This window comes from Pseudodesulfovibrio halophilus DSM 5663, assembly GCF_059568665.1.
This window is the reverse complement of sequence record NZ_JCANTV010000011.1, coordinates 79,241-98,760: the sequence shown is the minus strand read 5'-3', so window position 1 is coordinate 98,760 and position 19,520 is coordinate 79,241. Positions and strand designations below refer to the sequence as shown.

General features: G+C 61.8%; 15 protein-coding genes and 1 tRNA gene. 9 read left to right on the top strand and 7 right to left on the bottom strand.

Annotated features, from left to right (window positions below):
• Positions 1-11 precede the first annotated feature (11 nt).
• Together BR24_RS09365 and BR24_RS09360 are read right to left on the bottom strand one after the other, a co-directional pair.
• Positions 12-566 (bottom strand): nicotinate-nucleotide adenylyltransferase, encoded by a 555-nt coding sequence (locus BR24_RS09365; protein ID WP_496541230.1) that lies wholly within the window; start codon positions 564-566, stop codon positions 12-14.
• On the bottom strand, positions 566-1,885 hold the full coding sequence (locus BR24_RS09360) for a BPG-independent phosphoglycerate mutase family protein (RefSeq protein ID WP_496541229.1): 1,320 nt from the start codon (positions 1,883-1,885) through the stop codon (positions 566-568). The genes BR24_RS09365 and BR24_RS09360 overlap by 1 nt, the downstream gene beginning before the upstream one ends.
• Before the next feature lie 125 nt (positions 1,886-2,010).
• Here BR24_RS09360 and BR24_RS09355 point away from each other — a divergent pair, with 125 nt between their 5' ends.
• The 5 genes from BR24_RS09355 (at position 2,011) to BR24_RS09335 (ending at position 9,635) form a co-directional block, all read left to right on the top strand.
• The gene (locus BR24_RS09355) at positions 2,011-2,637 is read left to right on the top strand and encodes a PHP domain-containing protein (protein ID WP_496541228.1); all 627 of its coding nucleotides are present in this window, start codon (positions 2,011-2,013) and stop codon (positions 2,635-2,637) included.
• A gap of 143 nt (positions 2,638-2,780) precedes the next feature.
• Complete coding sequence (locus BR24_RS09350; protein WP_496541227.1) at positions 2,781-3,752, top strand: DnaJ C-terminal domain-containing protein; 972 nt, start codon at positions 2,781-2,783, stop codon at positions 3,750-3,752.
• A gap of 12 nt (positions 3,753-3,764) precedes the next feature.
• Complete coding sequence (locus BR24_RS09345; RefSeq protein WP_496541226.1) at positions 3,765-4,097, top strand: chaperone modulator CbpM; 333 nt, start codon at positions 3,765-3,767, stop codon at positions 4,095-4,097.
• Between the two features lie 26 nt (positions 4,098-4,123).
• On the top strand, positions 4,124-6,721 hold the full coding sequence (gene clpB, locus BR24_RS09340) for an ATP-dependent chaperone ClpB (RefSeq protein WP_496541225.1): 2,598 nt from the start codon (positions 4,124-4,126) through the stop codon (positions 6,719-6,721).
• A 208-nt stretch (positions 6,722-6,929) separates the two neighbouring features.
• Positions 6,930-9,635 carry a cation-translocating P-type ATPase gene (locus BR24_RS09335; protein ID WP_496541224.1) on the top strand — a complete coding sequence of 902 codons (2,706 nt, stop codon included), beginning with the start codon at positions 6,930-6,932 and terminating at the stop codon, positions 9,633-9,635.
• A gap of 338 nt (positions 9,636-9,973) precedes the next feature.
• On the opposite strand, the gene arsB is transcribed toward BR24_RS09335, so the two are convergent.
• The 4 genes from arsB to BR24_RS09315 form a co-directional block, all read right to left on the bottom strand.
• On the bottom strand, positions 9,974-11,077 hold the full coding sequence (arsB, locus tag BR24_RS09330; RefSeq protein WP_496541223.1) for an ACR3 family arsenite efflux transporter: 1,104 nt from the start codon (positions 11,075-11,077) through the stop codon (positions 9,974-9,976).
• A gap of 17 nt (positions 11,078-11,094) precedes the next feature.
• Positions 11,095-11,442, bottom strand: a complete 348-nt coding sequence (locus tag BR24_RS09325; RefSeq protein WP_496541222.1) for an ArsR/SmtB family transcription factor — start codon at positions 11,440-11,442, stop codon at positions 11,095-11,097.
• A 172-nt stretch (positions 11,443-11,614) separates the two neighbouring features.
• On the bottom strand, positions 11,615-12,652 hold the full coding sequence (gene mtnA, locus BR24_RS09320; RefSeq protein WP_496541221.1) for an S-methyl-5-thioribose-1-phosphate isomerase: 1,038 nt from the start codon (positions 12,650-12,652) through the stop codon (positions 11,615-11,617).
• 99 nt (positions 12,653-12,751) lie between these two features.
• Entirely contained in the window at positions 12,752-13,267 is a 516-nt protein-coding gene (locus tag BR24_RS09315; protein WP_496541220.1) for a hypothetical protein, read from the bottom strand.
• A 182-nt stretch (positions 13,268-13,449) separates the two neighbouring features.
• On the opposite strand from BR24_RS09315, the gene BR24_RS09310 reads away from it, so the two are divergent.
• Both BR24_RS09310 and BR24_RS09305 read left to right on the top strand, forming a co-directional pair.
• Positions 13,450-15,177 (top strand): aldehyde ferredoxin oxidoreductase family protein, encoded by a 1,728-nt coding sequence (locus tag BR24_RS09310; protein WP_496541219.1) that lies wholly within the window; start codon positions 13,450-13,452, stop codon positions 15,175-15,177.
• A gap of 132 nt (positions 15,178-15,309) precedes the next feature.
• Entirely contained in the window at positions 15,310-16,065 is a 756-nt protein-coding gene (locus BR24_RS09305; RefSeq protein ID WP_496541218.1) for a putative metalloprotease CJM1_0395 family protein, read from the top strand.
• A 207-nt stretch (positions 16,066-16,272) separates the two neighbouring features.
• On the opposite strand, the gene BR24_RS09300 is transcribed toward BR24_RS09305, so the two are convergent.
• Positions 16,273-16,348: transfer RNA gene (locus BR24_RS09300), tRNA-Lys, on the bottom strand.
• Positions 16,349-16,444: 96 nt separating this feature from the next.
• Between BR24_RS09300 and BR24_RS09295 the strand changes: the two genes are divergently transcribed.
• Both BR24_RS09295 and BR24_RS09290 read left to right on the top strand, forming a co-directional pair.
• Positions 16,445-18,235, top strand: coding sequence for a protein-disulfide reductase DsbD family protein (locus BR24_RS09295; protein WP_496541217.1), 1,791 nt, complete (start codon positions 16,445-16,447; stop codon positions 18,233-18,235).
• A gap of 28 nt (positions 18,236-18,263) precedes the next feature.
• Positions 18,264-19,448, top strand: coding sequence for an iron-containing alcohol dehydrogenase (locus BR24_RS09290; RefSeq protein ID WP_496541216.1), 1,185 nt, complete (start codon positions 18,264-18,266; stop codon positions 19,446-19,448).
• Positions 19,449-19,520: the final 72 nt, after the last annotated feature.

Here is a 19,520-nt window from a genome sequence, read left to right as displayed (position 1 = left end):
CCGGCCTTTCATTATTCACACATCTCGCGCAATCGCTGCGCCAATCCCCACCGCTTCACGAGCCGCAGGGTTTCCGGCGGCACCACATCCGAGACATCCTCGCCTCGGGCTAGCGCCTCCCTGACCGTGCCTGCGCTGATGCCCTTCTCTTCCGGGGAGCGCTCCCATAGTACGTGGGTCTCCAGCTCCAGTTCGCGGAACCGCCGCAACTTGGCGCGCCCCCAATCATCGTAGATAGTCAGAAAGAACAGGGCATCCATGGGGACGTAATAATGAAAGCGCTCCGGCTTGTTGATGGGCAGCGGCACCACGGAAAAATCGCTCAGGGAGACGCCCGCGCCGGTCAGCACCTCACGCACCATGACCTGCCGTTCCCAGTAGGTCAGCGGGTTGTTGGCCGGGTCGTCGCGCTCCGGGTCGGCCTCTTCTCCCGCGGTCAGGGCCGGGTCGGGATTGGTGATGCCCACCACGAGATGCTCGCAGAGCCGCTTCCCGGCCAGCAGGTATTCCAGATGATCGTTGTGGAGCACCTGAAAGCGGCCGTGAATAACTCCGACCGGGTGCATCACTCTTCTCCCGGGAGGATGAACGGGCGGTAGTCGCCCGGCCAGAACAGCTGACTCCTGGCCGAATCGCGGATTCCCTTCAGCCGCCCCCTGTCGAGATAGTTCAGGACGAGATGCATGAACTCGTCACCGCGCGGATAGCCGAGGCAGCCGGTGGCAGCCGCAATCTCATCGTAATAATGCACCTTGTCTTTTCGCACTCCTTGCCCCACGAAGGTCATGGGCACAGGCTCTCCGGAGTGGATCATTTCGCCGCAGCTCGGGGTGGAGTGATCGGCGGTGACGACCACCAACAGCTCCGGGTCGGCCAGCAGCTCGTCGATGACCATGCCTATGCCGGTGTCGAGCGCCTCGATGACCTTGCGCTTTGCGTCCGTGCTCTTGGTGTGCGCGGCCTGATCCGGGGCCTTGGTGTGAACGTGGATGAAGTCGTAGTCGTCGAACTTGTCGAGGGCGCGGCGGATGCGCGATGAAATGTCGAAGGCGTGGTCCCCCGAGTCTACGGCGCGCTCGAAGTCCATGCCCAGATAATGGGCCAGACCGCGATACATGACGCCGTTGGCGATGCTCAGGCCCGTGAGGCCGTGCCGTTCGCGGAAAGGCTGCACGCTGCCGAGCTGCCCCGCGCGCTGGGTGACCATCCCGTTGATGGAGGGAAGCCCCTGTCGCTCGCGGATCTTGTTGACTTCCGTGGCTTCGAGTTGGCGATAGGCCCATGCCAGATACTTCTTGAGCGCCCCGGCAGCGCGCACGCAACGGGCGTCGCCGCGGTGGGAATCCAGCGGCACCACGTCGGAGAGCCAGCGCCCGTCGACCATGGGGTTGGAGTCCGTGAAGCACGGAGCCACCTCGCCGTGCAGGGTGACCACCCCGAACATGCGCTTGGTGGGATGAAACCGGATGGTGACGTCGTCCACTTCATATTCCGCAACGGTGTTGCAGTAGGTCTCGATCTCGTTGTTGTCGCCGCACATGCGGTCATACCCGAGCTTGAGCCTGCCCTCCTCGTTCTTGAGGTGGACGAAATGGGCCAGCACGGCCACGTCATCCGGCTCCAGCGGAATATCGGCCCCGAGAGCCTCCAGCGCCCCCCTGCCGGGAAAAGCGTCCTGCTCATAGCCGAACATGGCGAAGTGCGCCAGTTCGCTGGGCAGCGGCTGTCCGAGCTTCCCCGCGTGGTACAGCCCGTTGCACCCGAGCGTGGACAGCCGGTCCAGGTTCGGAGTTTCCGCGGCCTGCAGCGGCGTGCGGTTTCCGTAGCGCGCGTAGCTGCGGTCACCAATTCCGTCCAACAATATCATTATACATTTCTTCGGCATTGCGGCTCCCTTGTATTTCGGACATGCGTCCGAATCTGCCGAGGATATATTTTATCTATGTCCTGTACGCAACAGGATAGAGCATTGATATTTGCAATCCACGCGGGGAATGTCCATAAATAGACATGCTCGTCGACCTTCACGTCCACAGTTCCATTTCGCCGTGTTCCGTTCTCGAAATGGATACCATTCTTTCCAGAGCCCGTCTTCTGGGCATGGACGCCGTGTGCATCACCGACCACGACAGCATGCGGGCGCGCGAGCTCGTTCGCGAAGGCGAGCAGGACAACGGGCTGCTGGTCATCATCGGCATGGAATACGCCACGGACGAGGGTGACTACCTTGTCTTCGGCCCCTTCGAAGACATCCCGCCCGGCATGAGCGCCCCACAGCTCGTGGAGCATGTGCGCGACACCGGCGGGGCCACCATCGGGGCCCATCCCTTCAGGCAGGCACGCCCTGCCGACACTTCCGTCTTCGGGCCCGGGCTGTGCGACATCGTGGAGGTGGCCAACGGCCGCAACCGACCGGAGGAAAACATTCGCGCCATGCACATGGCCCGCCGCCGGGGGCTCGCCATGACCGCCGGGTCCGACGCCCACACTCCGGAAGAGATCGCGACCCGCCCCACGCGCTTCACAGTCCCGGTGCGCTCTCGCGCAGACCTCGTGAACGCCCTGCTCGAAAAACAGTTCCACCCCCACTGCAAGTCCATCGACCCGCCGTTGCCCGACCTTCGCTCGGCGGGTTGAGTCCCCCAGCCTGTTCATAAGCAGTCGCCCCCTGTGGAAAAGTCATGGTATTTTTCCATCCGGGGGCCTTGACTTGGCACTGTCGCGCATTATCCTAGGACCTTGAAATCGAGAAATCTTTTCGTTCAAGGAGTGCGACGTAGATGAGCGTCGAATACAAAGACTACTACAAGGTTCTCGGGGTATCCCGGTCCGCCAGTCAGGAGGAAATCGGCAAGGCTTACAAGAAGCTCGCCCGAAAGTACCACCCGGACCTGAACCCCAATGACAAGAGCGCCGAGGACAAGTTCAAGGAGATCGGCGAGGCCTACGAAGTCCTCAAGGATCCCGAAAAGCGCAAGCTGTACGACCAGTTCGGCTCCAACTGGGAGCACGGACAGAATTTCCAGCCCCCGCCGGGCTATGAAAACATGCACTTCGACTTCGGCGGAGGCGGTGGCGGCTTCGGTGATGCCGGCGGCTTCAGCGACTTCTTCGAGACCATCTTCGGCGGCGCGGGAGGCGACTTCCGCAGCGGTTTCCGCCAGACCGGCGGCTTCGGGGGGCAGCACTTCCAGCAGCGCCCTCGCAAGGGACAGGACTCCGAAGCCATTTACGAGCTGTCGCTCGAAGAGGCCTTTCAGGGCGGCCAGAAGACCATCACCCTGACCGAGACCGGTCCTACCGGCGCGCCGAGCACCAAGACTCTTGACGTCAACGTGCCCGCGGGCATCAAGGACGGCCAGCGCATCCGGCTTTCCGGGCAGGGACACCCCGGCCCCGCGGGCGGCCCTCCGGGCGACCTGTTCCTGAAAATCAAGCTGCGCAAGCATCCCCGCTTCTCGGTCGACGGATCGAACGTCACCCTCGATCTGCCGCTGGCACCGTGGGAGGCCGCCCTCGGCACCAAGGTCCGGGTCCCCACGCTGGATGGCTCCGTGGACATGAACATCCCGGCAGGCATCGGCTCCGGCAAGAAGCTGCGCATCCGGGACAAGGGCCTCGGCACCGGCGCCAAGCGCGGCGACCAGTACGTGCGCATCATGATTCAGGTGCCGCAGAAACTTTCCGACCAAGAACGGGAACTCATGGAAGAACTGGCCGAGAAATCGTCCTTCACGCCGAGAGACTTTTAGGAGGTAGTATTCATGCCCACGCGGAAACTCAAGCAGACCCTGCTTTCGATCCCCGGCCTCAATCTGCCGGAGCGCTCCACCTACGTGGCCTGGACGCAGCTCGTGGAGCTGACCGGCGTCACCCCCGGGGCCATGGCCGAGTTGACCGAGCTGGGCTGGATAGAACCTGCAAGAACCGCTTCAGAGGAATACATCTTCAGCCACCGGGACGTGTACCGCATACAGAAACTCATGCGCATCTGCCACGACCTCGAGATCACCTTCACCGGAGGCAGCATCATCGTCGACCTCCTCGAGCGCATCGAGGAGCTTGAGAGCGAGATCACGGAACTCAGGCAGCGCTAGAGCATTTTCGTCAAGGAGGTACATATATGGATCCGAACAAATTTACGAAAAAGACCCAGGAAGCCGTTTCGGAGGCCCAGAACCTCGCCATTCGGCACGGGCACCAGCAGATAGACGCGGAGCACCTGCTCCACGCACTCGCGACGCAGGACGGCGGACTGGTTCCGCAGATCCTGTCCAAGCTCGGCACCGAACCGGGCCGCTACTCCGGCGCGCTCGAAGCCGAAATCAAGAAACTGCCCAGCGTCTCCGGCCCCGGCGCCAAGCCGGACCAGATCGTGGTCACGCAGCGGCTCCAGCGTGCGCTGGTCACTGCGGACGAGCACGCCAAACGCATGCAGGACGAATACATCAGCGTCGAGCACATCTTCCTCGCGCTCATGGACGAGCCGGCTTCCTCCGGCGTGGGGCGCGTGAACAAGCAGTTCAACCTCGACAAGGACCGCGTGCTCGAAGCCCTCACCGAAGTGCGGGGCAACCAGCGCGTGACCTCGGACAACCCCGAGGCCACCTACGATTCGCTCAAGAAATACGGACGCGATCTTGTGGAGGCCGCAAAGAGCGGCAAGCTCGACCCCGTCATCGGCCGTGACGCGGAAATCCGGCGCGTGATCCGCATCCTCTCCAGACGCACCAAGAACAACCCGGTGCTCATCGGTGACGCGGGCGTGGGCAAGACCGCCATCGCGGAAGGACTGGCCCAGCGCATCGTCAAGGGCGACGTCCCCGAGGGGCTCAAAGACAAGCTGATCTTCGCCCTCGACATGGGTTCGCTCATCGCCGGGGCAAAGTATCGCGGCGAGTTCGAGGAGCGCCTCAAGGCCGTGCTCAAGGAAGTGCAGGAGAGCGCGGGCCGGATCATCATGTTCATCGACGAGATCCACACCATCGTAGGCGCGGGCAAGACCGACGGCGCCATGGACGCGGGCAACCTGCTCAAGCCCATGCTGGCGCGCGGCGAGCTGCACTGCATCGGCGCGACCACCACCGAGGAGTACCGCAAGCACATCGAAAAGGACCCGGCGCTTGAGCGCCGCTTTCAGACCGTGCTGGTGGATGAGCCGAGCGTCGAGGACACCATTTCCATCCTGCGCGGCCTGCGAGAGCGCTTCGAGGTGCATCACGGCGTGCGCATTTCTGATGGCGCGGTGGTCGAGGCGGCGGTTCTTTCCAACCGCTACATCTCCGACCGCCAGCTCCCGGACAAGGCCATAGACCTCATCGACGAGGCCGCGGCCCTGATCCGCACCGAGATCGACTCCCAGCCCTACGAGCTGGACAAGGCCAGCCGGCAGGTCATGCAGCTCGAGATCGAGCGCGAGGCCCTCAAGCGCGAATCCGACGAGGCATCCAAGGAGCGCCTTGAAAAGCTGGAAAAGGAACTGGCCGATCTCAAGGAGAAGCAGGCCCGGCTCACCGCCCAATGGGAAAACGAAAAGGGCGGTATCGAGCGGCTGCGCTCCATCAAGGAAGAGATCGAGTCCGTGCGGCTGGAGATCGATGAAGCCAAGCGTATCCACGACTACAACCGCGCCGCGGAACTCGAATACGGCAAGCTCAACGCGCTTCAACGCGAGCTCGCCGAGCGCAACAAGGCGCTCGAGGACGGCGAAGGCCAGCGAATGGTCAAGGAGGAAGTGGGACCGGACGACGTGGCGCAGGTCATCGCCCGCTGGACCGGAATTCCTGTTTCCAAGCTCTTGGAGGGCGAACGCGAGAAACTGTTGCGCCTCGGCGATCAGCTCCACGAGCGGGTCATAGGACAGGATCAGGCGGTAAACGCCGTGGCCGACGCCGTGCTCCGCGCCCGCGCGGGCCTGAAGAATCCGGCGCGCCCCATCGGCTCGTTCATCTTCCTCGGCCCAACCGGCGTAGGCAAGACCGAGTTGTGCAAAACGCTCGCGCAGGCCCTGTTCGACTCGCAGGACAATATGGTGCGCATCGACATGTCCGAATACATGGAAAAGCACACCGTGGCCCGGCTCATCGGCGCGCCTCCGGGATACATCGGCTACGACGAAGGCGGCCAGCTCACCGAAGTCGTGCGGCGCAAGCCCTACTCCGTGGTGCTCTTCGACGAAATCGAAAAGGCACACGGCGACGTGTTCAACGTGCTGCTCCAGATTCTCGATGACGGACGCCTCACCGATTCGCACGGACGCACCGTTGACTTCAAGAACACGGTGATCATCATGACCTCCAACCTCGGCGCGCAGTACATGCTCGAGGGCATCGACGAGACCGGAGAGTTCCGCGAAGGCGTGGAGGCTCAGGTCATGGGCACGCTCCGCCAGCACTTCAGGCCGGAGTTCCTGAACCGCGTGGACGAGACAGTGCTCTTCCGCCCGCTGCACATGGACCAGCTGGTGAAGATCGTGGACCTGCTGGCCGAAGGCATCCGCGAGCGTCTGGCCGACCGCAAGATCGAACTGGAGATCAGCGATCCGGCCAAAGCCTTTATCGCGGAATCCGCCTACGATCCGAGCTTCGGCGCGCGCCCGCTGCACCGCTACCTTCAGGTGCATCTTGAGACGCCGCTTGCCAAGCGCATCATCAGCGGCGACCTGCAGGACGGTCAGAGCGTCACGGTCGACCTGGCCGACGGCGAGCTGATATTCAGCTGATCCGGTCAGATACCACGTTTATTACAGAGGGGAGTGCCTGCAGGCGCTCCCCTCTTTTCATTTCATCACGCATCCGACTGGTCCCATCCGGCTGGCAAAGATACGCTTGACCTTCCCCGACTCTTTGGACATCTTACACAATTAGAAGTACCACCCGCGCCCCGATCCACACTTGCAAAACAGCGACATACATAGAACCGGAGAAAATATGGAATCTCTGCTTGAAAAACACTGGTATCACATGCCTTCCGAAGAAGTGGCCGACCTTCTGGATACCGATCCGGAAAAAGGACTGGATCAGTTCGAATCCGAGAAACGACTGAAAGACTTCGGCCCCAACGCCATCAGCGGCAAAAAGCAGACGACCGCCCTGCAACGGTTCATGCTGCAGTTCCATCAGCCGCTGGTCTACATCCTCATCGTCGCCGGGATCGTCACCGCCGCTCTCGGCGAGTGGGTGGACTCCGGGGTGATCCTCGCTGTCGTCCTCGTCAACGCGCTCGTGGGATTCTTTCAGGAATCCAAGGCGGTAAAGGCCCTCAACTCGCTCGCCGCCTCCATGGGCGTCGAAGCCACCGTGATCCGGGCCGGTGAGACCCTGCGCATGGACGCAGCAGACATCGTCCCCGGCGATGTCGTTGTCCTGCGCTCCGGAGACAAAGTGCCCGCCGATGTGCGCATCGTCCGCGGAAGAGAGCTGCGCGTGGACGAATCCACACTCACCGGCGAATCCGTGCCGGTAGAGAAAAGCGGCACTCCCGCAGCCCATGACGCGGTGCTGGCGGACCGAACCAGCATGGCTTTCGCTGGCACCCTCGTCAGCTACGGTCAGGGCCGCGGCATCGTGGTGGCCACCGGAAACAAGACCGAGATCGGACGCATCTCCGGCATGATCGACGCCGCTCAGGAGCTGGAAACGCCCCTGACCCGCAAGATATCCCGCTTCAGTCACATTCTGCTCGTGGCCATCCTCGCCCTCGCGGGCGCATCCTTCGCGCTCGGCATGATGCGCGCCCAGCCCGTCACGGAAACCTTCATGGCGGCCGTGGCCCTCGCCGTCGGCGCCATCCCTGAGGGGCTCCCAGCGGCCGTGACCATCATCCTCGCTCTCGGCGTCTCCCGTATGGCGCAGAAAAAGGCCATCATCCGAAAACTTCCCGCGGTGGAAACCCTCGGCGGGACCACCGTCATCTGCTCCGACAAGACCGGAACGCTCACCGAGAACCAGATGACCGTGCAGGAAATACACAGCGGCGACTCCTATTACGATGTCAGCGGCACCGGCTATTCCAGCGAAGGCGAGCTGGCCCCCCGCGAGGCGGGCTCCCACCCACTGAACGAAAACGCCGCATTGCGCGAATGTCTCCGCGCCGGGCTTCTCTGCAACGACGCTGTCATTCGTCACGACGGGGACCAGTTCACCGTGGAAGGCGATCCCACAGAGGCGGCCCTGCTCGTATCGGCCCGTAAATTCGGCCTTTCCCGCAAAGAGGAAAACGCCGACGCCCCCCGCAAGGACGAGCTGCCCTTCGAATCCGAGATGCAGTACATGGTCACTCTGCACCGCGAGGGCAATCGCAACATCGCCTACATGAAAGGCGCCGCCGAAAAAATCTTCGACTACTGCTCCAAGGTCATGAACGCTGACGGGACTCTCTCCGACATCGACAGGGAGCAGATGGTCGCCATCCAGCACAAACTCGCTTCCAAAGGCCTGCGCGTGCTCGCTCTCGCCAGCAGGGAACTGCCCGACGGCAAGGAACTCGGACACGAGGATGTGTCCGGGGACATGGTTCTGCTCGGCGTTCAGGGCATGATCGACCCGCCTCGCGAAGAGGCCAAGCGGGCCGTCGGCACCTGCCTGCGCGCCGGAATCCGCGTCAAGATGATCACCGGCGACCACGCCATCACCGCCGAAGCCATCGGCATGATGCTCGGCCTAGGCGGAGACGGCTGCACCCTCGGCAAAGACTGCCCCGTGCTCACAGGCAGGGAAATCGGCGAAATGACGGACAGTCAGTTGCGCGAACGCGTTCAGGGCGTCCCTGTTTTCGCACGCGTCTCCCCCGAACAGAAGCTCCGCCTCGTCATGGCCCTGCAGTCTCACGGGGAAGTTTGCGCCATGACCGGTGACGGCGTGAACGACGCCCCCGCCCTCAAGCAGGCCGACATCGGCATCGCCATGGGCATCAGCGGCACGGAAGCCGCCAAGGAAGCCGCCGACATGGTGCTCACCGACGACAACTTCAGCACCATCGAAGCCGCCGTGGAAGAAGGACGCGGCGTGTTCGCCAACCTCGTCAAATTCATCGCCTGGACACTGCCCACCAACGCTGGCGAAGGGCTTGTCATTCTCACCGCCATCCTCTTCGGCGCCACCCTGCCCATCCTGCCCCTGCAAATACTCTGGATCAACATGACCACCGCAGGATGCCTCGGGATGATGCTCGCCTTCGAACCAAAAGAACCCGGCATCATGGAAAGAACCCCCAGACGCCCGGACCGCCCCATACTCGACAAGGTCATCCTCAGCCGAATCGCCCTTGTCAGCCTCCTCCTGCTCATCGCCGCCTTCGGGCTCTTCAAATGGGAACTGCTCGGCGGAGCCAGCGTAGAGAAAGCCAGGACCATGGCCGTCAACGTCTTCGTCGCCGTCGAGGCTTTCTATCTCTTCAACTCGCGCTCCTTCAGAAGCTCCCCCTTCGCCCTCGGCTTCATGAGCAACCCGTGGGTACCTGCAGGGTTCGGCATCATGGCGATTCTGCAACTGCTCTACACCTACGCCCCCTTCATGCAGAACATCTTCCAAAGCGCGCCCCTCGACGTCCTCGACTGGCTCAAGATCATCGGTTGCGGCCTAATCGCCTTCCTGCTCGTCGAAGCAGACAAGAAACGCGTGGAGTCGGATATATAGAAAAGGATGCCTCCGGCGGCTCTTCGAGGAGCAGGGCGCTGCCCTGCCCCCGCCAAAGGGCCGAGGGCCCTCTGGACTCCCCGGTTTGCCCGTAAAGAATGATGTCCCCGCTGCGCTTCGCGTCAGCGGGGACATCATTCTTTAACGGGCGGGGAGGGAAATGGGAGGAATTCGCTAACAATCTCAACAAATCCATCAACCCGTCCGCGGGGTTGCAGCGAGGTCGCGAGTTGTGCGGCCGCACGGATTCAGCAGCTGCACCCCCGCGGACAATTCAGGGTTTCCAAAGGGGGCCCGCCCCTTTGGTCCGGCTGAAAGGCCCGCCGGAGGCACTGTAACTACTTTACCTCGGACGTTTCGCACTTCACGTGACAAACGCCGCCGATGGTTTCCACCGCATGCGGGAAGAATTTCTTCTTGAAGTAGACAGCGACGTTCACCAGAGCAATCAGGACCGGCACTTCCACGAGTGGGCCGATGACGGCGGCAAACGCTTCGCCCGAGTTGATGCCGAAAACGGCAATGGCCACGGCTATGGCCAGTTCAAAGTTGTTGGAAGCGGCCGTAAAGCTCAGTGTTGTGGCCTGTTCGTAGGTGGCATCCGCCTTGTAGGAAAGGTAAAAGGATACCAGGAACATGAGCAGGAAATAGATGGTCAGCGGGATGGCGATCCGGACCACGTCGAACGGCAGTTCGACCACCTTGTCGCCCTTGAGCGAGAACATCACGAAGATGGTGAAGAGCAGGAAAACGAGGGTCAGCGGGCTGATTTTCGGGATAAAGACCGTTTCATACCACTGCTTTCCCTTGAGCTTGATTCCGACGAATCGGGATATCATGCCTCCAAGAAAGGGGATGCCAAGATAGATGAGTACGCTTTCGGCTATCTGGCCCATGGAGATGTCCACCACGACCCCTTCCAGACCGAACCAGCCGGGCAGGACGGTGATGAAGACGTATGCATAGACGGAAAAGAACAGGACCTGAAAAATCGAGTTGAACGCCACCAGTCCGGCGCAGTATTCACTGTCTCCCTTGGCGAGGTCGTTCCAGACGATGACCATGGCGATGCAGCGGGCAAGGCCGATGAGGATCAGGCCCACCATGTATTCGTGGTATCCCGACAGGAAGGTGATCGCGAGGCCGAACATGAGAATCGGGCCGATGACCCAGTTCTGCACCAGAGAGAGGGCCAGCACCTTGTAGTTCCTGAAAACCTGCCCCAGCTGCTCGTACTTAACCTTGGCGAGGGGTGGATACATCATCAGGATGAGCCCGATGGCGATGGGAATGTTCGTGGTGCCGACTTGAAAGGAATCAATGACGTTCTTGATGTCGGGATAGAGATATCCGCCGCCGACGCCGATGAACATTGCCATAAAGATCCAAAGGGTCAGGTAGCGATCCAGAAAGGACAGTCTTTTCACAACGGATTCGGACATGACTTCTCCTCGTCGGCTCAGCCGCAAGCGTCTGCGGTTTTGGTTTTCAGATAGTCCCTCAGACGTGCGCGATCCTCAACGCCTGCGGCGAGTTCCGGCAGATGTTCTCGCAATACCGCTAGCAATTCGATCTGCATTTGATCGGCGGGGACGGCAAGTGCGTAATAGACCCACTTGCCCTTGCGCTGGCTGGTCACCCATCCACCTTTCCTGAGAAAGGACATATGACGGGACACCTTGGACTGCGGAAGGTCCAGGGCTTCCATGAGGTCGCAAATGCAAAGCTCCCCGATGTCGAGCAGAGCCAGCATTCGAAGGCGGGTCGGGTCTGACAACCCCTTGAGGCGGTCGGCAAGTTGCTGCATGAGACAGAACGTATCCGCCTATGCGGATATGTCAACGGCAAACCCTGCGTGTAACAGGAACGTCATCATGCGCAAGCCATGCCGGACGTGGAGATGCCACGCCCGGCATGGATGGGAAAACGTATCAGCAGGCTAGGCTTTGACAGCGCCTTCGTGCCGTGGCCTCGAGCCGCTATTCGAACAGCGCGGCGATAGCTTCCGTATACGGAGGTCTGAGCACGCCTTTTTCGGTGATGATGCCCGCTATGAGCTCGTTGGGGGTCGGGTCGAAGGCGAGGTTGTAGACCTCGACGTCATCGGGCGTGATCTGGTGGTCGCCGACGTGGGTGACTTCCTTTGGATCGCGGTCTTCGATGGGGACATCGTCGCCGGAGGGCGTTTCGGGGTCTATGGTGTAGACTGGAGCGGCGACGTAGAACGGGACGCCGAAGTGTTTGGCAAGCAGCGCCACGCCGTAGGTGCCGATCTTGTTGACGGCGTCGCCGTTGGCGGTGATGCGGTCTGCACCCACGACCACCTTGTCCACAAGGCCTTTCTTCATGAGCAGCGCACAGGCGTTGTCGCAGGCGACCTTGACCTCGATGCCGTCCTTGTGAAGCTCGTAGGCGGTGAGCCGCGCTCCCTGCAGAAAGGGGCGGGTCTCGTTGGCGATGACCTTCACGTTCTTGCCCTGATCGACGGCGCCGCGGATGACGCCGAGAGCGGTCCCGTACCCTGCGGTGGCGAGAGCCCCGGCGTTACAGTGAGTCATGACGGTGTCGCCGTCGTCGATCACCTCGCCGCCGAAGCGTCCGATGCTTTCGCACATTTCGATATCGCCCGCATGGATTTGCTTGGCGCGTTCCAGCCAGACGCTACAGAGTTCGTCGAGGGCGACCGCGCCGGCTTCGTTCCAGACTCGGCGCATTTCGCGAACAGCCCAGCGCAGGTTCACCGCTGTGGGGCGGGCGTTCTCGATCTGATCGAGCTTGGCGTTCAGGTTCTCTTTCCAGTCACCCTCCTTCCCCTGCACTTCCCGTCCCGCGAGATAGCAGCCATAGGCGGCGGTAACCCCGATCGCGGGGGCGCCGCGAACCACCATGACCACAAGGGCGAAACAGATATCGTCGGTGGTCCTGCAGACGAACCAGTCTTCACGATTGGGCAGAAAGCGCTGATCAAGAAGGACGAGGGCGTCCTTTTCGGGAGAATACTGAATATGCTCGGTCATGATGACTCCTTGTCTATATCTGGAACGGAACTCGGCCTACTCGGATAAAATCCACGCACAGTGGTACTGTCAGGTGAAAAGGGAGTCAATGCCGAGAGGCTAGACGACACGCAGGATTACTCTCTCCTCTTCGGGCATCGCATCCAGCGCCGCATCGCCCAGTGCGGACTTCAAGGCCCCTGCGGAAACAATCACTCCGCGGGAGAGTATCTCCGGCCCGACTTCGCGGGCCACGAGGTTGAACAGCTTGACCGTAATCAGCGCGTCGCCCTTCGGCACTTCCCCGCAGTCCTTGGCGCTGATGTCGCTGCGGAAGCCGCTGACGGGCGTGTTACGCCCCATGGCGATGCCCACGAGGCCGGGCATGGCGGCGGAAAGCGAAAGCACGTCCCCATCCTTCACGTGCACGGCATCAATGTCGTCCACCGGGGAACAGTTCAAGAAGATCGTCCGCACATCGGTATCTATGTATTGGGGCGTCAGGCCGAGGATCTGCTCAAGGAAGTCGCCAACACTCGTACCGGAAGGCGCGGGGATGCCGACACCCTTCTGCAGGAGCGTGGTTATCCCCGGAACTCCCTCGCCAATTTCCACCGCCCGCATTTCACACTCCATGGTCATTTCCTCCAGAACGTACGGTTTATCCGCACCCTAGACACAACTATGCCCAACTAGGCATAGTCTGTTGTTTTCTTTGACAAATTTTCTTCACAATGAGTATAGTGAAATGGATTTGTCAAATAAATGTTCGCCACCGCCGCTGCGGTGACAGATAACTTCAAACGACGAGGTGCTTCATGCCCCGCATTCTGCGAATCAACACTCGTACCAAGGAATACCGGTTTGAGGAACTGGGAGAATACGCCGGTCTCGGCGGACGCGCCCTGACTTCCCGGCTGGTCAACATGGAAGTCCCGGCAGACTGTCATCCGCTCTCCGGCGAGAACAAGCTCGTCTTCGCCGGCGGCGTTCTGGCCGGCTCCTCCGCGGCCAACTCCGGCCGCGCCTCCGTGGGCGCCAAATCCCCGCTCACCGGCGGCATCAAGGAGTCCAACTCCGGCGGTCTGTTCGCCCACAAGCTGCCCAAGCTGGACATCCTCGCGATCGTGCTGGAGGACAAGCCCGAAGCCGACGCCCCGCTCCAGACCCTTTTCATTTCCAAGGACAAGGTCGAGTTCCGTGACGCCGCCGACATCACCGGCATGAACACCTACCCGGCCCACGACAAGCTGCTGGAAGAATATGGCGACAAGGTCGTTGCCGCAATGATCGGCCCCGGCGGCGAATACTGCGGCAAAGCCTCCACCATCCAGTTCACCGACCCCTACAAGCGTCCTGCGCGCTCCGCGGGTCGCGGCGGCATGGGCGCCGTGATGGGCTCCAAGCGCATCAAGGCCCTCGTGCTCGACCCCGAAGTGAACGAGAAGGTCACCGCTGCCGACCCCGAAGCATTCAAGACCGCCCGCAAGGACTGGGTCAACGTGCTCACCGGCCATCCGGTCACCAGTCAGGGCCTGCCGGGCTTCGGCACCGCGGTGCTCGTGAACATTATCAACGAAGCCGGCGCACTGCCCACCAAGAACTTCCGCTTCGGCCAGTATGACAAGGCTGCCGACATCTCCGGCGAAAAGATCGCCGAAACCATCGAAGCGCGCGGCGGAAAGACCAAGGAAGGCTGCCACGTCGGCTGCGTCATCCAGTGCTCCCAGCAGTACAACGACAAGGACGGCAACTACCTGACCTCCGGCTTCGAATACGAGACCATCTGGGCCATGGGCGCTGCCTGCCTCATCGACGACATCGACCAGATCGCACAGATGGACCGCATCTGCGACGACAAAGGCGTGGACACCATCGAGATGGGCAACACCATCGCCGTGGCCATGGAAGGCGGCATCATCCCCTGGGGTGACGGCGAGGCAGCCATCGACCTGCTGAACAAGATCGGCACCGGCGACCACCTCGGCCGCATCATCGCCAACGGCGTGGACTTCGCGGGCGGCGCGTTCGGCGTGGACCGCCTGCCCACGGTAAAGGGCCAGTCCCTGCCGGCTTACGACCCGCGCGCGGTCAAGGGCGTCGGCGTCACCTACGCCACCACCCCCATGGGCGGCGACCACACCGCCGGTTACGCGGTCTGCCAGAACGTCCTCAAGGTCGGCGGCGAGATCGACGGGCACAACAAGGAAGGCAACGTGGAGGTTTCCAAGAACCTTCAGATCGCCACCGCCGCGATTGACTCCCTCGGACTCTGCCTCTTCGTGGCCTTTGCCGTGCTCGATGACGAAAACGGCGTGCAGGCCATGTGCGACGTTGTCGCGGCCCACACCGGCCTGAAATTCACCGCCGACGAATTCCTCGCCCTTGGCGTGGACTGCCTCAAGGACGAGCTGGAATTCAACAAGCGCGCCGGCTTCACCGAAAAGGACGACCAACTCCCGCGCTTCTTCAGCACCGAAAAGCTCCCGCCGCACGATGTGGAATGGGACTTCTCCGCAGAAGAAATGCAGGGCGCGAAAGTCTAGCTTTTCTAGCCATAGCAAACACTTGCGGGGCGACTTACGGGTCGCCCCGTTTTTTTTGCCCTCCCCCCTAAAGAACAGCCAAGGGCCTACCGATAAGTAGACTGAAAAGGACTTTTATACGCGAGAGACAGTATGAGCTTCGTCACTTCGTCAAACGACTTCACCGCATCCCTCTTCGGGACCCTTTACGGCAGCTTGCAGAAGATGCATAGCACGCCGCGCATGGCTCCCGTGGAGCCAGTGCAGGAGCACCCGGAGGACGAAAGAAAGCAACAGGGTCGAGACCAGCGTCAGGCCGAGGCCGGGCAGAGAGGTTCGGCGCAACAGGGCGTGGAGAAGGTGGTCAAAACCCGCTCCGAACTCAATGGTGCGGAGAAGCGAAACCTCGACCAACTCAAGCAGCGAGACCGGGAAGTACGCACCCATGAGCAGGCGCACATGTCTGCGGGCGGTGCGCACGTGCAGGGCGGCCCCTCTTACTCCTATGAGACCGGCCCGGACGGGCGCCAGTATGCCGTAGGCGGCAACGTCAGCATCGACGTTTCCAAGGTGCCGGGCAACCCCGAGGCAACTGAAGAAAAGGCGCGCACGGTCCGCAAGGCGGCAATGGCCCCGGCCAACCCTTCGGCGCAAGACCTCAAGGTTGCGGCCAAGGCAACCCAGCTGGCGCAGGAAGCCCGGCTCGAGATGCAGAAGGAAAGGCAGGCGGAACGCAAGGAAGCGGAGGAGGAGCAACAGACCGCCAGAGCCGACCGTGAAGACTCCGCACGCGCCGAAGACGAAACGGCGCCCTCTCCGCGCACCCGCCGCGCCGCACAGGCCTATCAGGCCGCCTCCTCGCCCATCGAAACACCGACTCCCGGCAGCGCATTCAGTACAGCCATCTGAGAAACACAAAAGTGCGAACTTGTCGGGTAATAACGCGATTCCCATTGACTCCGCCCATTCGGGCGGATATTTTTTCACAAGCCGTCAACCGACCGCTTCATCACACTGAACGTTGAGGAATCACCCGGTGAAACACGACGCTGCTCACAAAAAGACGCACACAACGAAAAAACCCGACAGCCTCAGCTGTCGGGTTGGTCTTTCGAGTGGTGGGTCACCAAGGAATCGAACCTTGAACCTCCGGATTAAGAGTCCGCTGCTCTGCCAATTGAGCTAGTGACCCACTCGGCGTCGGGGGCGTTTGCCCTCAGCGCGGAGAGATAACTATCCATGTGACGGTTCGATGTCAACAATAAAAAACGCTTTTCAAGGATTTTTTGTGAATCGACTTCTGAAAACGCTCCTCGCAAGCCTGCTCCTGATGCTTCTCGCAGCCGCACCAGCCGCGGCACAACTGGGCTTTCAGCCACAGGACTACCCCGCCAAGACAAGCTGGGGGATGTACGCCCTTCCCGGAGGCGACACGTCCATGGCCGTCCTGACCATGACCTTCGAGGACGGCTGGCACACCTATTCCGCCGAACCCACCGGAGTGGGAAAGCCGACAGCCGTTCAGGCCACCATCGAGCCCGGCGGCATGGAGTTGGGCGCGATCTTCCCGCCGGGTGTCTCCAAGCCCGACGCCTTCGACCCGAACAAGACCGCCAACATCTTTGACGGCGTCATGCGGGTCTTCCTGCCCATTCCGCCCGACGCTCCCGAGAGCGGCAGCATCGACGCACAGGTGGAGTTGCTCTTCTGTTCCGACACCAAATGCCTGCCCGCCAGAATGGATATCCCGTTCCGGCCGAAGACATTCAACCCCGACGACCTCGCCAAGGCCGAGCTGCAGCCGTGGTGGCCAGAATTTCTGGAAGCCTTCGGAGAGGAGCCCGTTGATCCCGGCGGGAAATGGGGCTTCTCGCCAAAACCGTACACGGAATCCCTCGAGGTCACGAGCCTCGGGGCCGCGCTCTTCTTCGGCCTGATTGCGGGCCTGCTGCTCAACCTCATGCCCTGCGTGCTGCCGGTCATCAGTCTGAAAGTCTCCGCCCTGCTCGGCGGTGGCGGGGATCCGGAGCAGCGGAGGAAGGAAATCCGTACGCACGGGATATTCTTCGCCGCAGGGGTGCTCTCATGGTTCGGGGCGCTGGCGGTCATTCTCTGGAAGACCGGCATCGCCTGGGGCGGCATCTTCCAGCAGCCCGAAGTGGTCGCCGGACTCGCCATCTTCGTCTTTGTCATGGGCCTGAGCCTGCTCGGGCTGTTCGACCTGCCGGTCATCGACCTCAAATTCGACAGCAAAGTGCGCTCACACAAGGCGCAGGCCTACTTCACCGGTCTCTTGGCGACCCTGCTCGCCACGCCGTGCAGCGGCCCCTTCCTCGGCGGCGTGCTCGCCTGGGCGCTCCAGCAGCCTCCCGGACACATCGCCGCCGTCTTCATGGCCGTGGGCCTCGGCATGAGCTCGCCTTATCTCGCCATGTCGGTCTTTCCCGGAGTGGCGACATGGCTGCCGCGCCCCGGCGCATGGGTTCAGCACGTGGAACGGGTCGTGGGATTTTTCCTCCTCGGCACCGTGCTGTACCTCATCAACATTCTGCCGCCCGGCGATGTCATGCCCGCCCTGTTCGTCATGTGGCTGGCGGTCCCGGCCGGATGGCTCTGGGGCCTCGCCGGACCGGGCGTCTCCACCGGAACCCGCTGGGGCCTGCGCCTTGCCGGGATAGCCCTTCTCGGGATCACGCTGTTCTGGTTCTACTCGCCCGAGCGTGAAACCTTCCGCTGGACCGCCTATAACCCGGTCACCTTCGAGGAGCGCCTCGGCCGCGAAGCCATGTTCGTTGACTTCACCGCTGACTGGTGCCCCACCTGCAAGGTCATCGAGGCCACGGTGCTGACGCCGGAGAATCTCTCCCAGTGGCGCGAGGAGCACGGCGTGCGGTTCGTGCAGGTGGACCTTTCGGAACAGAACCCAGAGGGCGAGGAGTTGCTGTTCTCGCTCGGCAGCCGCAGCCTCCCGGTGGCGGCCTTCTTCCCGGCGGGAGACGACTGGAACAAACCGGTGGTCCTTCGCGATCTCTTCACCGAAGAGCAGGTTGAAACAATTCTGGAATCATATAATAAGTAAGAAGATAAACACATTGGAGAATCATAGAATGCAATTTACCTTCAACATTCCCACCTGCATCGAGTTCGGCGCGGGCAAGCTCGACGTCCTTGCCACCACGCCCCGCCTGCCGCAGGGCTCGAAAGCCATGATTGTCATCGGCGAGTCCGGCGTCATGCTCAAGCAGGGATACCTCTCGCGCGTTCAGGGCCTGCTCGGCCAGCGCGAGGTTTCCACTATCGTTTACGACCGCATCACACCCAACCCGCTCTCCGAGCATGTGGAAGAAGCCGCGAACATCTGCCGTGAGCAGAACGTGGATTACGTGGTGGGTCTCGGCGGCGGCTCGACCATCGACTCCGCCAAGTCCATCGCCCTGCTTGCCGCAAACGGCGGCGAATACTGGGACTACATGACCGGCGGCTCCGGCAAGGGCGCCACACCCGAAAAGCCCGCGCTCCCCATCGTGGCCATCCCCACCACCGCCGGCACCGGCACCGAGGCCGACCCGTGGACCGTGATCACCAAGTCCGGCTCCGAGGAAAAGATCGGCTGGGGCAACGACTCCACTTTCCCCGCCCTCTCCGTGGTTGACCCGGAGCTGATGCTTTCCGTACCCCAGAACCAGACCGCCTTCACCGGCATGGACGCCTTTTTCCACGCCGTAGAGTGCTACCTGGCCACCTGCCGCCAGCCCACCAGCGACCTGCTGGCGCTGGAGGCGGTACACCTCATCACGCATTACCTGCCCATCGCGGTGGAGGACGGCGACAACATGGAAGCTCGCACCGCTCTGGCATGGGCCAGTACCGCCGCGGGCATGTGCGAAGCCCTCTCCTGCTGCATCTCGCACCACAGCATGGAGCACGCCCTCTCCGGCTTCCATCCCGAGATGCCGCACGGCGCGGGTCTGGTCATGCTCTCCAAAGCCTACTTCGGCTACCTTGCCGAAAAGGGCGAGGAGCGCCTCGAGGACGTGGGCCTGACCATGGCCGACTCCCGTGAGGTCGAGCCGGAAGGTGAAGGCTCCATGTGCTTCATCGAGATGCTCGACGACCTCATCACCGACATCGGGCTGGACGAAATGAAGCTCTCCGACTACGGCGTCACCGAAGACGAAATTCCGGCACTGGCCGACAACGCCCTGAACACCATGGGCAACCTCTTCAGCATCACGCCCATCGAGATGAACCGCGAAGATGTGATGGAAATCTACCGCCGCGCCCTGAAGTAACACGGAAACACTCGTATAAGACAAGGCCCGCATCGAGATTTCGATGCGGGCCTTTTCCATGCCATTATATCG

Bases quoted from the DNA above. Each gene is read 5' to 3' on its own strand.
- BR24_RS09335 (WP_496541224.1), top strand. From the start codon at position 6,930: ATGGAATCTCTGCTTGAAAAACACTGGTATCACATGCCTTCCGAAGAA.
- BR24_RS09365 (WP_496541230.1), bottom strand. From the start codon at position 566: ATGCACCCGGTCGGAGTTATTCACGGCCGCTTTCAGGTGCTCCACAAC.
- BR24_RS09305 (WP_496541218.1), top strand. From the start codon at position 15,310: ATGAGCTTCGTCACTTCGTCAAACGACTTCACCGCATCCCTCTTCGGG.
- BR24_RS09360 (WP_496541229.1), bottom strand. From the start codon at position 1,885: ATGCCGAAGAAATGTATAATGATATTGTTGGACGGAATTGGTGACCGC.
- arsB (WP_496541223.1), bottom strand. From the start codon at position 11,077: ATGTCCGAATCCGTTGTGAAAAGACTGTCCTTTCTGGATCGCTACCTG.
- BR24_RS09350 (WP_496541227.1), top strand. From the start codon at position 2,781: ATGAGCGTCGAATACAAAGACTACTACAAGGTTCTCGGGGTATCCCGG.
- clpB (WP_496541225.1), top strand. From the start codon at position 4,124: ATGGATCCGAACAAATTTACGAAAAAGACCCAGGAAGCCGTTTCGGAG.
- BR24_RS09290 (WP_496541216.1), top strand. From the start codon at position 18,264: ATGCAATTTACCTTCAACATTCCCACCTGCATCGAGTTCGGCGCGGGC.
- BR24_RS09345 (WP_496541226.1), top strand. From the start codon at position 3,765: ATGCCCACGCGGAAACTCAAGCAGACCCTGCTTTCGATCCCCGGCCTC.
- BR24_RS09355 (WP_496541228.1), top strand. From the start codon at position 2,011: ATGCTCGTCGACCTTCACGTCCACAGTTCCATTTCGCCGTGTTCCGTT.
- BR24_RS09310 (WP_496541219.1), top strand. From the start codon at position 13,450: ATGCCCCGCATTCTGCGAATCAACACTCGTACCAAGGAATACCGGTTT.
- BR24_RS09325 (WP_496541222.1), bottom strand. From the start codon at position 11,442: ATGCAGCAACTTGCCGACCGCCTCAAGGGGTTGTCAGACCCGACCCGC.
- mtnA (WP_496541221.1), bottom strand. From the start codon at position 12,652: ATGACCGAGCATATTCAGTATTCTCCCGAAAAGGACGCCCTCGTCCTT.
- BR24_RS09315 (WP_496541220.1), bottom strand. From the start codon at position 13,267: ATGGAGTGTGAAATGCGGGCGGTGGAAATTGGCGAGGGAGTTCCGGGG.